Raw genomic sequence first — 13283 nt, forward strand, 5'->3', positions numbered from 1 at the left:
GGAGATGAACAAGCTGAAAAGCCCCGCCGTCTATACGGTCGATGCGCGCGTGCTGCCCGAGTCCTGCGAGAGCATGGACGAGGTGCGCGCAGGGGTCGATGCGTTGGACCGCACCCTGGTGGCCATGCTGTTCGAGCGTCAGCGCTACATGGAGGCCGCCGCGCGCATCAAGCCGGACCGTCAGGCGGTGCACGACGACTGGCGCATCAATGACGTGCTGGGCAAGGTCGCAGAGGAAGCGGCGCGAACGGGCCTGTCAGCAGACATCGCCGAGCCGGTCTGGCGGGCGCTGATTGCCGCGTGCATCCGCCACGAGTTCGCTGTCTATGACCTGACGCGCGCAGACGACGAACCTTAGGCGATCAGCCGCGCTCGAGCGCCTCGCGCCGCTCTTCCAGCATCAGCCATTCTTCCTCGGCCGCCGAAAGCCGGGCGCGGGCCTGATCCAGCTTGGCGGAAAGGGCGGTGAAGCGGGCCGGGTCGCGGGCATAGAGCGAGGCATCGGCCAGGGCGGTCTCGAGATCGCTGATGGTGGCGGGAAGTTCGGCAATGAGGGCCGTAACCTCGTCGAGGCGGCGGGCATCCTTGTAGCTGAGCTTGGCGGTCTTGCGCGGCGGTTCGGCGCGGGCGGGCGGGCTGACCGGCTTGCTCGCCGCAGTGTCGGGCGCGGGAAGGGGATCGAAGAAGCCTGGGTTCTGGGCCAGCAGGTCCGAATAGCCGCCGGGGCTCTCGACCACGTCGCCGCGTCCGTTCAGCCCGATGGTCGAGGTGGCGAGGCGGTCGACGAAATCGCGGTCGTGGCTGACCAGGATCAAGGTGCCGTCGAACTCGGCCAGCAGGTCTTCGAGGCGGTCCAGCGTCTCCATGTCGAGGTCGTTGGTCGGCTCGTCCAGCACCAGCAGGTTGGCGGGCCGCGCAAGACCACGCGCCAGCAGCAGGCGGTTGCGCTCACCGCCCGACAGGGTCGAGACCGGCTGGCGAAGCTGGCTCTCGGAGAACAGGAAATCCTTGGCCCAGGAGGCGACGTGGCGCGGCTGTCCCCCCACCATGATGGAATCCCCGCCCATGGGCGTCAGCGCATCCCACAGCGTCATGTCGGACTTCAGGTCATCGCGGGCCTGATCGAGATAGAGCGGCGAAAGATTGGTGCCGAGGCGCACGCTGCCCGCATCGGGTGCAAGCTCGCCCAGCAGCAGTTTGACGAGGGTGGTCTTGCCCGCCCCGTTCGGACCAACGATGGCCAGCCGGTCGCCGCGCATGATGCGCGTGGAAAACGGCTTGAGGATGGTGCGCTCGCCATAGGCCTTGCTCACGCCCTTCACCTCGGCCACGAGGCGGCCCGAGCTGGCGGCGGCATCGAGGGAAAGCTCAAGCGAGCGGCGCTGGTCGCGATGGCGCTCCTGCCGCTCCTGACGCAGGGCCGCGAGCGCGCGCGCCCGGCCCTCGTTGCGCCCGCGCCGCCCCGTGATGGAGCGATAGAAGGTGTAGGTCTCGCGCTCGATGGCCCGATCGAGGCGGCGCAGGCTTTCGGCCTCCTCCTCGAGCAGCTTCTCGGCCCAGTCGTCGAAATGGGAAAAGCCGCGATTGAGGGTGCGCACCTGACGGCCCTCGAGCCAGTAGCAGGTGTCGGTGACGCGCTCGAGAAAGCGGCGGTCGTGGCTGACGATAAGGGCGGCGCTGCGCGAACTGGTCAGCTCGGCCTCAAGGCGCTCGATGGCGGGGATGTCGAGGTGGTTGGTCGGCTCGTCCAGCAGGATCACGTCAGGGGCCTCGGCAAAGGCACGCGCCAGCGCCGCCCGGCGCACCTCGCCGCCCGACAGGCCGCCGGTACCGCGCGAAGGGTCAAGCCCGAAGGTCTCCAGCCAGGCCTCGGCCTGCCAGGGATCGGCCCCGCCGGAAGCGGCATAGGCCTTGAGGCTCTCGCCCGCGATCAGGGGCTCCTGTCCCACATAGGCAAAGCGCGTGCCCGAGCGCACGATGCGCTCGCCCGCATCCGGCTCGATCTGACCGGCCATGATCCGCATCAGGGTGGACTTGCCCGCCCCGTTGCGCCCGACCAGGCAGGCGCGCGCGCGCGGTTCCATGGCCAGGCTGACGCCCTCGAACAGGGGGCGCGGCCCGTCCTGAAGACGGATGTCCTTGAGGGCGATGAGGGGCGGACGTGCGGGGCTGGCCATGGCGTGGCCTTAGCGCGGGCGAGGGCACAGGCAAAGGGCCACTGTGACAGACGCGCCTCGACCCGCTAGAAGCGCGCCATGAGCAATGAGCCCTTCTGGCGCACCAAGACCCTGGCCGAGATGACCCCGAGCGAGTGGGAGAGCCTGTGCGACGGCTGCGGGCTGTGCTGCCTGGTGCGCTTCGAGGACGAGGACACGGGCGAGGTGATCCCCACGCGGGTCCACTGCCGCCTGTTCGATGCCGCGCTGTGCCGCTGTTCGGACTATGCCAACCGCAAGGTCCATGTGCCCGACTGCATCAAGCTGACACCCGGCAACATCGAGGCGCTGGAGTGGATGCCGCCGTCCTGCGCCTATCGCAGGCTGCACGAGGGGCGCGATCTGGCGCCCTGGCATCCGCTGGTGTCGGGCGATCCCGAGAGTGTGCACCGTGCCGGGGTCTCGATCCGCGGCCAGACCATCAGCGAGACGGTCCTGAAGGAGCCCGAGGACGCCCTCGACTTCGAGGCCCCCGAGTGGCGCGAGGAGCGCGGCACCCGATAGGGGCGCAATCGTCTCGGCCCGCGCACGCGCGCCTGCTGCAAGTCTCTGAACGGAAAGTCGAATATTCTTCGCGCCGTCAAAGTTCGCACCCATGACGGGGCACGGGCCATGTTGGGCCATGACGGAGAGATGCGCAAAGAGGCGCCGGCGCGATCTGGTCGCCGAGGTGGCCAGCTTGCTGGGCGGACACGAGCCGGCCGAGGTCGAGAAGATGGCCAAGGCGGCCCTGTCGCTGATCCGGGCCGAGCGGGAGATCATGCAGAACACACAGTCGAACGACACGATGAGCGGGGTGGTGGACTACGCCGATGAACGACGCCTGCGCGAACAGTTGCTTGAGCGTATTCGCCAGCTTGCGCAGCGACTGGAACAGAAGGGTCTTGCTGAGGGCCATCGGGCCGGAGGGCCGCCGCCTGCTGATGGCGGAGTGGGAGGGAAACGCCCATGAGGGGCAACTGCCGCCGACGGGCGACTGGTCGAGCTGGCTGTTCCTGGGTGGCCGGGGCGCAGGCAAGACCCGCGCAGGGGCCGAGTGGCTGAGCAGCCAAGCGGTGCGGGGCGCGCGCCTGGCCCTGGTGGGGCCGAGTCTGCACGATGTACGCGAGGTGATGATCGAGGGGCCTTCGGGCCTCATCACCATTGCCCCGCCCTGGCGGCGGCCCGAGCTTGAGATAAGCCGCAGGCGGCTGGTCTGGCCGAGCGGGGCGCAGGCCTATCTGTTTTCCGCCGAAGATCCCGACAGCCTGCGCGGACCGCAGTTCCACGCGGCCTGGGCCGACGAGTTCGCAAGCTGGCGGCGCGGCGCGCACACCCTGGCGATGCTGAGGATGGGCCTGCGGCTGGGCGAGCGCCCGCAGCTGTGCGTGACCACGACGCCGCGTGCTTCCGAGGCCCTCAGGGCGCTGATCGCCGAGCCGGGCACGGTGACGAGCCATGCGCCCAGCCACGCCAACGCCCGCAATCTCTCGCCCAATTTTCTTCGCGGGCTGGAGGCGCTTTACGGCGGTACGCGCCTTGCGGCGCAGGAGCTGGAGGGCGCACTGCTGGAGGGCGAGGGTGCGCTCTGGTCCTCGGACACCTTGCGCGGGTGCAGGGGTCAGGCGCCGCGCCGCTTCGACGAGATCGTCGTGGGTCTGGACCCCCCGGCCGGATCGGGCGGAGCTGCGTGCGGCATCGTGGTGGCCGGGCGGCTGGGCGACGTGGTGTGGGTGCTGGAGGACGCCAGCGTCGAGAAGGCCAGTCCCATGACCTGGGCGCGCCGGGTGAGCCGGGCCGTCGAGGCGCACGGGGCGGACGCCGTGGTGGCCGAGGTCAACCAGGGCGGCGAAATGGTCGGCGAGATGCTGCGCATGGCCCTGTGCAAGGCGCCCGTGCGCGCGGTCAGGGCCTCGACCTCGAAGCTGGCGCGCGCCGCACCTGTCGCGGCCCTCTATGAGCAGGGCAGGGTCCATCACGCCGCGCGCTTTGCCCTGCTGGAAACAGAACTGATGGGCATGGGGACGCCGGGTGTGCGCGCTTCGCCCGATCGGGCCGACGCGCTGGTGTGGGCGGTCAGCGACCTGTTGCTGGGCACCGGGCGCGGGCGCCCGCGGGTGCGTGCGATCTAGGCCGTGAGCGGCTCAGTCGTGGGCCGGGGGCGAGGGGGGCTGGAGCACGGCATCGTGCCTGTGCAGATAAAGCCCGCCGCGAAAGGCCGCGATGCTGACCAGGGCGACGACCAGATAGAGCGCCAGCGACACGAGGCCGAAGCTGCTGGCCTGACCTTGAAGGAGATCGCCCACACGGCCCGGCAGCGGGAACAGGGCGAACAGGGCGAACACAATCGGCACGCCCCAGCCCAGGCGGCGCGACTGGACGAAGGACAGCACCGCGAACAGCACGGTCAGGCCGATACCAAACGCCAGGGTCAGGTTGAGGAACAACTCGCCCTGGCCCTCCAGGGCCTCGCGGCGCGGATGATTGCCCAAGCTGCGCTCGAACTCGGCCAGAAAAGCCGCGCGCTCGAGGTGGACCGACAGGGCGCCCATACCCGTGACCACCGCCAGGATCACGCCGGCCAGAACCCCTGAAAGGGCGCTGTGGCGGGCCATGCGGGCATTGTCCAGCCGTGCGAGGGGATTGGCGGCCTTGAGCACTTCGAGGCTGGACGGGGCAGGTTTCGTCATGGGCGGAACGGCACGCAGAAGGACTGTCACGGGGAGAGAGAGGATTCGTCCGCCCATGATTGCGGCAAGTTCGCATCATGTCGAGCGGTGTCACGCACCCGGCCCACGGGGCCGGGAGCGCTTCATCAAGCGAGGATGGTTCAAGATGGCAAGATGGCCGTGGCTTCGTGAGAGGCACAGGCACGCACAGGCAAGAGAGGCCGTGCACGAGACCAAGGCGGGCCGCGCCGCCGGGCTGATCGCCCTGTCGCGGGCGGATCGGCCTCAGTGGACGCCGCGCGACTATGCCCATCTTGCGCGCGAGGGCTTTGGCAGGAATGCCCTGGCCTACCGCTGTGTGCGCATGATCGCCGAGGCGGTGGCCGCTACGCCCTTTGCGGTATTCGCCGGCAGCGAGCGGGTCGAGGACGATCACCCGCTTAACCGCCTGCTGGAGCGGCCCAATCCCGAGCAGTCGGGCGCGGCCCTGTTCGAGCAGTTGCACGGCTTCGTGCAGACTTCGGGCAACGGCTATCTGGAGGCTGTGCGCGACGACGAGGGCCGCCCCGTCGAGCTTTATGCGCTGCGCCCGGACCGGATGCAGGTTATCCCCGGCACCAAGGGCTGGGCCGAGGGCTATGACTACAGTGTCGAGGGCCGCAGCGTGCGCCTGATGCGCGAGGCCGACGGCTTCTGTCCGGTCTGGCACCTGAAGCTGTTCAACCCGCTGGACGACTGGTACGGCTTCTCGCCGCTTGAGGCCGCCGCCGTGGCCATCGACGTGCACAATGCGGCCTCGGGCTGGAACAAGGCGCTGCTGGACAATGCGGCGCGGCCCTCGGGCGCGCTGGTCTATGGCGCGGGCAGCCAGGAGCGCCTGAGCGACCAGCAGTTCGAAACCCTCAAGGCCGAGCTTTCCGCCCTCTATGCCGGCCAGCACCACGCCGGGCGACCGCTGGTGCTGGATGGCGGGCTGGAGTGGAAGCCCATGAGCCTGACGCCCGCCGAGATGGACTTCATCGAGGGCAAGCACGCCGCCGCGCGCGAGATCGCCATGGCCTTTGGCGTGCCTCCGCAGCTGCTGGGGATTCCGGGCGAGGCGACCTATGCCAACTATCGCGAGGCCAATGTGGCGTTCTGGCGCCAGACCGTGGTGCCGCTGGCCCGGCGCACGGCTGCGGGCCTGACCGGCTGGCTGGGACCGTGGTTCTCGCAAGCGCGCATCGAGGTGGATCTTGACATGGTGCCGGCGCTGGCGAGCGAGCGCGAGGCGCTGTGGGCACGGCTGGATGGCGCAGGTTTCCTGACCGACGAGGAGCGGCGCTGGATGGCGGGGGTGAGCCAGTGAGCGTGTCAGAGAGCGCAAAGGCCCGCTCGCGCCTGTTTCCCATGGGCATCATCGTCACCTTGATGTTGCAGAGCGCGCTGGCGCTGATGTGGGCGGGCGGGGCAGCAGCACGGCTGGCCAGCGTGGAGGCGCGCATCGACGAACAGCGGCTGGTGGCCGAGCGGCTGGCGCGGCTGGAGGAACAGGGGCTGGCCACGCGCGCGGCGGTGGAGCGCATCGAGCGAAGACTGGACAGTCCGGGGCGCACGCCATGAGCGGGGGCGAGGTGGGGATCGAGGGCTATGCCTCGCTTTGGGCCAGGGCGGACCTGAACCGCGATGTGGTGGTGCGCGGCGCCTTCACACGGGCGCTGGAGCGCACCGGGCCGGGCGCGATCAGTATGCTCTATCAGCACGAGACGCGGGCGCTGGCAGGCCAGTGGGACGAGGTGCGCGAGGACGATACCGGCCTTTTCGTGCGCGGGCGCATCATGCCGGTGACGCCCGAGGGTCGCATGGCGGCGGCTCTGACCCGCGCAGGCGTGCTGAGCGGGCTGTCCATCGGGTTTCGCACCCTGCGCGCCCGGCGCGATGGCCCGCTGCGCGTGCTCAGCGAGATCGATCTGTGGGAGGTGTCGCTGGTCGTTTTTCCGATGGAGCCGAAGGCCCGATACAGTATGGTGAGGCAATGACGGCGTCCGACCCATCTCAGACGGTCGGAACGTCTGCTACACATGCGCTTAGCGGATGGGGGGACTATGCCAGCAGCTACGCCCGAGGACCTAAACGCGGTATCGGATATCTACGATGCTCTGTGGGCACTCGTAAAACGCCGAACCGAGCCGGAGCAGTTTCCGGATTTTGTCGCGACACTGCATCCCGAGCATGGAGTAGAGTTATCCGGAAACACAGGTGGTCTCTTGCTTCTCGCCGCCTATGCGCTGCGCACGGCGATGGCGAAACATGAAGGCTATCATGAGCACATTGATGAGGCGGCCTTTGCGAACGCCGGAAGCGTCCCTCTGATTATCAGCCGGCTATGACCGCTTCCCACCTACAGGCGACAGTCGGCTCTCGACCTCATTGCAGATATCAAGCGGACGCGGCAAGAAATCCGACGGCTCATGCAAGCTGGAGCATTCGACTGTGAAGCCACACGAGATTTTTGTCCGCGCGCCCGGCTCGTTCGTCTTGGTTGGAGGTAGCGTCGATATTGACGCTCCTGAGCTTGAGGACGGCCCTGTCAGGTTGTGGAGTAACGAGCATTGCGTCTGCGTTGGAACCCGCTCGGAGGCCGATGGCGACACTCAGTTGGTTGTCGGATCGGACGTTGCTCGCTCGCCCCTCACGCTCGCATTCGCAGGTGAAGTCATTACCGACCGTCGCCGACTGGTGGTGAGCGACGCTGAGTTAAATGTGTTGATCGAGGCAGACGTGCCCTCTCGGCGGACGTTCCTGTCAATTGGGACCAACGACCCACGAGAGCCCACTTTGATCGTGATCGACGTCCAAGACCGATAGGTCCGCTTTCCACCCCTCTCAGACAATCCGAAGGTCCGCTGTCAGCACTGTGTAAAAGCCGAGAACGCTGGTGACGTTTCCGGCTCTTGCAGGAGCGCGTTTCGGGGTCGTGAACTCGTAACGGGTTCTTGACCGTTGCAGACGTTCGCGCGCGGCATCGAAGCAGGGTCTTAGTCCTCTGTTTCGTATATCGCCGTCACTGTGACTTGGACTCGGTCCAACCTATCACCCGGCCTTCTTGATCGGCTGACGATTGCGGAAAGGGACGGATCGGTCCGGTTCCGGAACGTCGTTGTTGCCATGTCGCGTCGCTCGGACTCCAGAACCACTTTCCAGCGACTGCTGAAGTCCGCAGATGTCAGGACGGTTTCCACCACGGGCTGCAGGTCGACATTTCCGCCGCCGGTGATGTGGCACATGGGCATTTGGTCCGAGACGACCAGGACATAGCCGGCGGTTTCGGTCGAGTTGATGCGCCAGTAGTGGTTTGCGCGACGCAAGGCGGGCGGCGGAAGAGACGCTTCATCGACCTCGGCAACCAACCCCATTGTGTCGCCTAAGCCCACCGTTGCGATGAAGGGCGCGGGGCCATTGGTCCAGCTCGCTGGATTCAGAATCCATTCCTCACAGCCACGAAAGGCTCCAGAGAGACCTTGCTCCAAAATTGATTGCGCCCTGGCGGCCGGAGCAGAAAAAGCCGCGAGCGCCGCGATGGAGGCTGCGAGGGTTGTGATCGCTGAAGACTGCATGTCACCTTCACCTTGCGGCGCTTGATTGCCTCTGTCCACTCTTGAGGCTCATCAGCGAGCTCCGCTATCGGCGCTGTGTGATGGTCGATACGGTCGTGACGTTTCGGGCTCTTGCTGGAGCGCGGTTCTCGGTGAGCCGAACCTGATGCCGCCCTTGCTTTCGTGGCGACCCCACGGTGCAGGCCACGAACCATCAAAACAAGAGGGCGGTGCGCGCCCCTGACTGAACGGCGGGGCAGGGGCCTCGTCCCACATTTACCGGAGACATCATGAAAGAGACCAAGCAGGCCGCCGCCTCGTCCGAGGCGCGTGCGGCACGTCGTGAGCTGATGAAGGCCTTCGAGGCCTTCCGCGAAGCCAACAATGCGCGCCTCGACGCCATCGAGAAGAAGGCCGGCGATCCGCTGCTGGAGGAGAAGGTGGCGCGCATCGACAGCCAGCTCGCCAAGGCCGAGCGCCGCATGGAGCGCCTGCGCGAGGCCGGTCGCGCCACGGGCCTGGCCAGCGCGCGCGCTGGTGCCGCGCCCGACGAGATCAAGCAGGCCTGGCACGGGTATCTGCGCGCAGGGCTGGAGATGAAGAGCGGCCTGTCGGGCACCGGCGGTCCACTGGCCCCGCCCGAGACCGAGCGCCTGATCGAGCGCCGCCTGATGGCCGCCTCGCCCATGCGCGAGATCGCCAGCGTGCGCACGGTCTCCACCGGCGTGTTCCGCAAGCCCGTCTCGATCGCGGGGGTTGAGGCCGGCTGGGTCGCCGAGACCGCCGCGCGGCCCGAGACCACGGGTGCGGACCTGGCGCTGCTGGAGTTCCCGTCCGCCGAGCTTTACGCCAGTCCGGCCGCGACCCAGGCGCTGCTGGACGATGCGCTGGTCAATATTGACGAGTGGCTGGCCGCCGAGGTCGAGGACGCCTTTGCCGCGCAGGAAACCGAGGCCTTCGTGCTGGGCGACGGCATCAACCGCCCGCGCGGCTTCCTCAGCTATGAGCGCGTGGACGAGGCCGATCACGTCTGGGGCAAGATCGGACAGGTGCTCAGCGGCGAGGACGGAGGCTTTGGCGAGGAGCCCGTCGACCGGCTGATCGAGCTGATCTATGCGCCCAAGGCCAAGTATCGCGCCAATGCCCGCTTTGTCATGAACCGCCGCACGGCCAGCGCCATCCGCAGGTTCCGCGATGCGGACGGCAATCACGTCTGGTCGCCTGCGACCGAGCCGGGCGCGACCTCGCGGCTGATGGGCTATCCGGTCACCGAAATCGAGACCATGCCCGATGTGGCTGTCGGCGCCCCCGCCGTGGCCTTTGGTGACTTCGAGAAGGGCTATCTGATCGTGGACCGGGCGGGCCTCAGCGTGCTGCGCGATCCCTATTCGGCCAAGCCCTATGTGCTGTTCTACACCACCAAGCGCGTGGGCGGCGGCGTGCAGGACTTCCATGCCATCAAGGTGCTGACGCTCAGCGGCGACTGACGCGCGCTGCGAGCATGGCCCCCGCAGGACGGCCCTGCGGGGGCCATTTTCCATCAATCGAACACGGAGGGCGGAGCATGGCGAATGCCGTGAGCCTGGAGGAAGTGCGCGTATTCCTGCGCATCGACCACGGCGAGAGCGACGAGATACTGACCGTGCTGCTGGAGGCGGCAAGCGCGCGCGTAGAGGCCCTGACCAGCGAGCGGGAGGACTGGCCCGCCCCGCTGCGGCTGGCGGTTCTGGCGCTGGTGGCGCGCAGCTTCGATGACGGTGTGCCCGCCGACATGGCGCTGGTGGCACCGCTGATCGCGCCGTGGCGCACGGTGCGACTGTGAGAGGCGCGATGCTGGGCGCCCTGTTCGAGGTGCGCGAGAGCGAGACGCCGTTCGGAGGACAGGCGCGCAGTCTGGAGCCTCTGGGTCATGTCTGGCTGGAGCCGCTGGAGGCGGTGAGCATGAGCCGCCGCAACGGCGAGGCGGGGCCGGTCACCGAGCGCCGCTGGCACGTTCGGGCGCGGGCCGAGACACGCCTTGAGCCCGGCCAGCAGATCGAGGTGGCAGGTCACCTGTGGACGATCAGCGAGATAGGCCTTGCGCCCTGGCCCGCCGGAGCACCCTCGCGCTTCGTGAATCTGAGACTGGAGACTCAGGCATGAGCACGCCCGGCTGTGACCTGATCGCAGGCCTGATCGCGGCGCTGCGGGCCGATCCGATGCTGTCGGCCCTGTGCGATGACCGCATTCATGATGCCCTGCCCGACAGGGCGGTCTTTCCGAACGTGAGCATCACGCGCCACACCCTGATTCCGGTCAGGGCCGAGGGTGCGGGCACCGAGCACCAGATCGCCTGGCTGGTCAGCTCGCGCTTTAGCGGCGGCGAGGAGGCCCTCGCCATCGCCGAGGCCATGCGTGTGGCCCTGACCACCGCCCCCTCGCCCGAGGGGCTGCACATGACGGGGCTGAGCGTGACGCGCGCGGAGGTCTTTCCCGCACCCGACCGGCGCTTCTGGCACGGCCTGATCCAGATGCGCGTGATGGTCGAGACCCTGAACGATAACCCCCTTACCCCATGACAGGAGGCGGCTGATGGCAGCCCAGAGCGGCAGGGACATCCTGCTCAAGATCGAGGATGGCGAGAGCTTCGTCAGTGTGGCGGGCCTGCGCGCGCGCACCATCTCGCTGAACGCGCGACCGGTGGACGTGACCGATGCGGATTCGCACGGGCGCTGGCGTGAACTTCTGGAAGGGGCGGGCGTGAGAACGGCCTCGGTCAGCGGTCAGGGCATCTTTCGCGACCAGCAGAGCGACGCCCTGATGCGCGAGATGTTCTTTGCCCAGACCCTGAAGCGCTGGCAGCTCATGATCCCCGATTTCGGCATCATCGAGGGGCCGTTCCAGATTCTGGCCCTGGAATATGCCGGTCAGCATGACGGCGAGGCCAGCTTCGCGCTCAGTCTGGCCAGTGCCGGGGCGCTGGTCTTTACCGCGATATGAGCGCAGCACAGGGACGGGGCCGGGCGGGGATCAATGGCGCGCGCGGAGAGGTCGAGGCCGTTCTGGCCGGGCATCCGCGGCGGCTGTGCCTGACGCTGGGCGCGCTGGCGGAAATGGAAACCGGTCTGGGGGTGTCTGGCCTTGAGGGTCTGGGCCAGCGGCTGGCGCGCATGCAGGCGGGCGATCTGGCGCTGGTGCTGGCGGCCCTGCTTCGCGGGGGCAGGGAGGCAGATTTCGCACTCTCGCCAGAATGCGCGAGCATCTCGGTGGCCGAGGCCGCAGAGGCGGTGCGCGCGTGCCTGGAAGCGGCCGTGAAATGAGCAGAGGCGCAGCGAACACCGAGGCGGTCTGGCCCGCCCTGCTGCGCCGCGCCGCGCACATGGGGATCGGTCCCGAGAGCTTCTGGCGGCTGTCGCTGAAGGAATGGCGCGACCTGACCGGCGCAGGAGCACCCGCCGTCATTGCGCGCGACCGGCTGGAAGACCTGATGCGGCGCTGGCCCGATGATAGGGCATCAAGTCAAATCGAAAAAACTCCAATGAAAGGTCAGAAATAATGAGCAATCCGCCGACCACTGTTGAAGGCATCACTATCACCGGACAACGCAGAAGTGACAGCACGCAGCCTTTTCCTGTGATGCCACCTCCGATTCCCGTGATGCCGGGCGATGTGGCGGTGATCGACCCTGATGTCGAGCCGCAGTACGTGGAGCCGTGCGACATTCCAGCCTTTCGTGATCGCTGGAACGCGGACGCCGCTGCCGCCTCAGCTGTTGAGGCTTTCCTTGATCACGCAGAAAGCATCGGTGACGGTAGAACTCTTTCCAACCGCGAGTTTGGGGCTTTTCTGCTGCGGGGGGCGGGCAACACGATAATTTTGGGGAACGTAAGTCACGGTGCCCCAGTCGTACCAGGACAGGTTTCGAATGTTGTACTCGACCACACCGGCGTGACTTATCAAAATTGGATGGGAGACATACACAATCATCCGTCGGGCGATGGTCGACCTAGTGACGAAGATTGGCGGGTGTACGAAGATTTCTTGGTTGCGGTATCCAAGCTGGGTATTCCCACACACGATAAGTTTATGTACGTTGTGATTCAGGATGCGAGCGTTAACCCTCCCGTTCACCGCATATATGTCTATAGTGAGGACAGTGATCGAAACGAAATAGGGGAGGAAGTAAATCCTGATGCAAGCCCATGCCCTCTTTGACCGGTTATCGGGCTATCTGGTCAAATCTGCTGTTTCAGGTGCGAGCGAAGTCCTGACCTTGCAGATGTATAGGGGTTTTGACCATAGCTCGATGTGCCGCATCATGGTTTCTGCACTCGCTGGTGTGCTGCTGACCGGCGCGGAGGCCAAGGCCCAAGAGCCCGACATGGGTCGCACCCAGGTGAGCGTGAGTGTGCACGATACCTGGGGCGCCGAGCGTTTCAGTATCCGCTTTGCCACGCTCCCCGAAGCGAATCCTCCTGAGCCCGGGCAGCGTCACCAATCTTATCGGATCGTCCGGTTCGAACAGATCGACGGTGATGCTCGCACGGTGCGCTGGGCCGACTCGCGAACCTGTGAAGCCGTGGATGAGGCCCTGCATCGCCTGTCGCAGCTTCCGCAGCCACGCATCCGATCACCATTGGTGCCAGTGGAGGACAGTGTGCCTGTGCCCCTGCGCTCGCTGCATGGACACGTTTTCGAAATCCAGACATGGGGCATGACGCCCGAGAACGCCATGGTGACCCTGACCATGAGGGCTGACACCGGCGAGATTGCTGCCTGGGGCATATGGATGCTGAATGCCCTGAGTGCGTGCGCTCCGGCCGATTTAGGCGAGGGGGCCTGAATTTGCCCTTCTGCGTGAAGTG

At 66.9% G+C, this 13283-nt stretch carries 20 protein-coding genes; 17 read left to right on the top strand and 3 right to left on the bottom strand.

Annotated features, from left to right (window positions below; all coding sequences use genetic code 11):
* The first annotated feature begins 4 nt into the window (after positions 1–4).
* Positions 5–358, top strand: coding sequence for a chorismate mutase (locus ACK4E3_RS10685; protein ID WP_409700355.1), 354 nt, complete (start codon positions 5–7; stop codon positions 356–358).
* Between the two features lie 4 nt (positions 359–362).
* Here ACK4E3_RS10685 and ACK4E3_RS10690 read toward each other — a convergent pair whose 3' ends face one another.
* On the bottom strand, positions 363–2177 hold the full coding sequence (locus ACK4E3_RS10690) for an ABC-F family ATP-binding cassette domain-containing protein (RefSeq protein WP_409700358.1): 1815 nt from the start codon (positions 2175–2177) through the stop codon (positions 363–365).
* Positions 2178–2255: 78 nt separating this feature from the next.
* On the opposite strand from ACK4E3_RS10690, the gene ACK4E3_RS10695 reads away from it, so the two are divergent.
* The 3 genes from ACK4E3_RS10695 to ACK4E3_RS10705 all read left to right on the top strand — a co-directional run bounded on the left by ACK4E3_RS10695 (position 2256) and on the right by ACK4E3_RS10705 (position 4327).
* On the top strand, positions 2256–2720 hold the full coding sequence (locus tag ACK4E3_RS10695) for a YcgN family cysteine cluster protein (RefSeq protein ID WP_409700361.1): 465 nt from the start codon (positions 2256–2258) through the stop codon (positions 2718–2720).
* Between the two features lie 166 nt (positions 2721–2886).
* Positions 2887–3168, top strand: a complete 282-nt coding sequence (locus tag ACK4E3_RS10700) for a hypothetical protein (protein WP_409700364.1) — start codon at positions 2887–2889, stop codon at positions 3166–3168.
* On the top strand, positions 3140–4327 hold the full coding sequence (locus ACK4E3_RS10705; protein ID WP_409700366.1) for a DNA-packaging protein: 1188 nt from the start codon (positions 3140–3142) through the stop codon (positions 4325–4327). The genes ACK4E3_RS10700 and ACK4E3_RS10705 overlap by 29 nt, the downstream gene beginning before the upstream one ends.
* 12 nt (positions 4328–4339) lie before the next feature.
* Here ACK4E3_RS10705 and ACK4E3_RS10710 read toward each other — a convergent pair whose 3' ends face one another.
* Positions 4340–4885 (bottom strand): hypothetical protein, encoded by a 546-nt coding sequence (locus ACK4E3_RS10710; protein ID WP_409700369.1) that lies wholly within the window; start codon positions 4883–4885, stop codon positions 4340–4342.
* 202 nt (positions 4886–5087) lie between these two features.
* Between ACK4E3_RS10710 and ACK4E3_RS10715 the strand changes: the two genes are divergently transcribed.
* The 4 genes from ACK4E3_RS10715 (at position 5088) to ACK4E3_RS10730 (ending at position 7233) form a co-directional block, all read left to right on the top strand.
* Positions 5088–6212, top strand: a complete 1125-nt coding sequence (locus ACK4E3_RS10715; RefSeq protein ID WP_409700372.1) for a phage portal protein — start codon at positions 5088–5090, stop codon at positions 6210–6212.
* A 2-nt stretch (positions 6213–6214) separates the two neighbouring features.
* Positions 6215–6466, top strand: a complete 252-nt coding sequence (locus ACK4E3_RS10720) for a hypothetical protein (protein WP_409700375.1) — start codon at positions 6215–6217, stop codon at positions 6464–6466.
* Positions 6463–6882: an HK97 family phage prohead protease gene (locus ACK4E3_RS10725; protein WP_409700378.1), complete on the top strand. Its 420-nt coding sequence runs from the start codon at positions 6463–6465 to the stop codon at positions 6880–6882. Before ACK4E3_RS10720 ends, ACK4E3_RS10725 begins: the two co-directional genes overlap by 4 nt.
* A gap of 66 nt (positions 6883–6948) precedes the next feature.
* Complete coding sequence (locus tag ACK4E3_RS10730) at positions 6949–7233, top strand: hypothetical protein (protein ID WP_409700381.1); 285 nt, start codon at positions 6949–6951, stop codon at positions 7231–7233.
* Between the two features lie 648 nt (positions 7234–7881).
* Here ACK4E3_RS10730 and ACK4E3_RS10735 read toward each other — a convergent pair.
* Positions 7882–8499, bottom strand: coding sequence for a hypothetical protein (locus ACK4E3_RS10735; protein WP_409700384.1), 618 nt, complete (start codon positions 8497–8499; stop codon positions 7882–7884).
* A 230-nt stretch (positions 8500–8729) separates the two neighbouring features.
* Here ACK4E3_RS10735 and ACK4E3_RS10740 point away from each other — a divergent pair, with 230 nt between their 5' ends.
* The 9 genes from ACK4E3_RS10740 (at position 8730) to ACK4E3_RS10780 (ending at position 13261) form a co-directional block, all read left to right on the top strand.
* Positions 8730–9926: a phage major capsid protein gene (locus ACK4E3_RS10740; protein ID WP_409700387.1), complete on the top strand. Its 1197-nt coding sequence runs from the start codon at positions 8730–8732 to the stop codon at positions 9924–9926.
* A gap of 77 nt (positions 9927–10003) precedes the next feature.
* On the top strand, positions 10004–10261 hold the full coding sequence (locus ACK4E3_RS10745; protein WP_409700390.1) for a head-tail connector protein: 258 nt from the start codon (positions 10004–10006) through the stop codon (positions 10259–10261).
* Positions 10262–10269: 8 nt separating this feature from the next.
* The gene (locus tag ACK4E3_RS10750) at positions 10270–10581 is read left to right on the top strand and encodes a hypothetical protein (RefSeq protein WP_409700393.1); all 312 of its coding nucleotides are present in this window, start codon (positions 10270–10272) and stop codon (positions 10579–10581) included.
* Positions 10578–10997 (top strand): DUF3168 domain-containing protein, encoded by a 420-nt coding sequence (locus ACK4E3_RS10755; protein WP_409700396.1) that lies wholly within the window; start codon positions 10578–10580, stop codon positions 10995–10997. The genes ACK4E3_RS10750 and ACK4E3_RS10755 overlap by 4 nt, the downstream gene beginning before the upstream one ends.
* Before the next feature lie 13 nt (positions 10998–11010).
* Entirely contained in the window at positions 11011–11418 is a 408-nt protein-coding gene (locus tag ACK4E3_RS10760) for a phage major tail protein, TP901-1 family (protein WP_409700399.1), read from the top strand.
* On the top strand, positions 11415–11738 hold the full coding sequence (locus ACK4E3_RS10765; protein WP_409700402.1) for a GTA-gp10 family protein: 324 nt from the start codon (positions 11415–11417) through the stop codon (positions 11736–11738). The genes ACK4E3_RS10760 and ACK4E3_RS10765 overlap by 4 nt, the downstream gene beginning before the upstream one ends.
* Positions 11735–11974 carry a phage tail assembly chaperone gene (locus tag ACK4E3_RS10770; RefSeq protein ID WP_409700405.1) on the top strand — a complete coding sequence of 80 codons (240 nt, stop codon included), beginning with the start codon at positions 11735–11737 and terminating at the stop codon, positions 11972–11974. Before ACK4E3_RS10765 ends, ACK4E3_RS10770 begins: the two co-directional genes overlap by 4 nt.
* Complete coding sequence (locus ACK4E3_RS10775) at positions 11974–12633, top strand: JAB domain-containing protein (protein WP_409700408.1); 660 nt, start codon at positions 11974–11976, stop codon at positions 12631–12633. The genes ACK4E3_RS10770 and ACK4E3_RS10775 overlap by 1 nt, the downstream gene beginning before the upstream one ends.
* On the top strand, positions 12611–13261 hold the full coding sequence (locus ACK4E3_RS10780) for a hypothetical protein (protein WP_409700411.1): 651 nt from the start codon (positions 12611–12613) through the stop codon (positions 13259–13261). Before ACK4E3_RS10775 ends, ACK4E3_RS10780 begins: the two co-directional genes overlap by 23 nt.
* The last annotated feature ends 22 nt before the right edge of the window (positions 13262–13283 follow it).

It is taken from the genome of Brevundimonas sp., from assembly GCF_046299595.1.
GTDB lineage: Bacteria > Pseudomonadota > Alphaproteobacteria > Caulobacterales > Caulobacteraceae > Brevundimonas.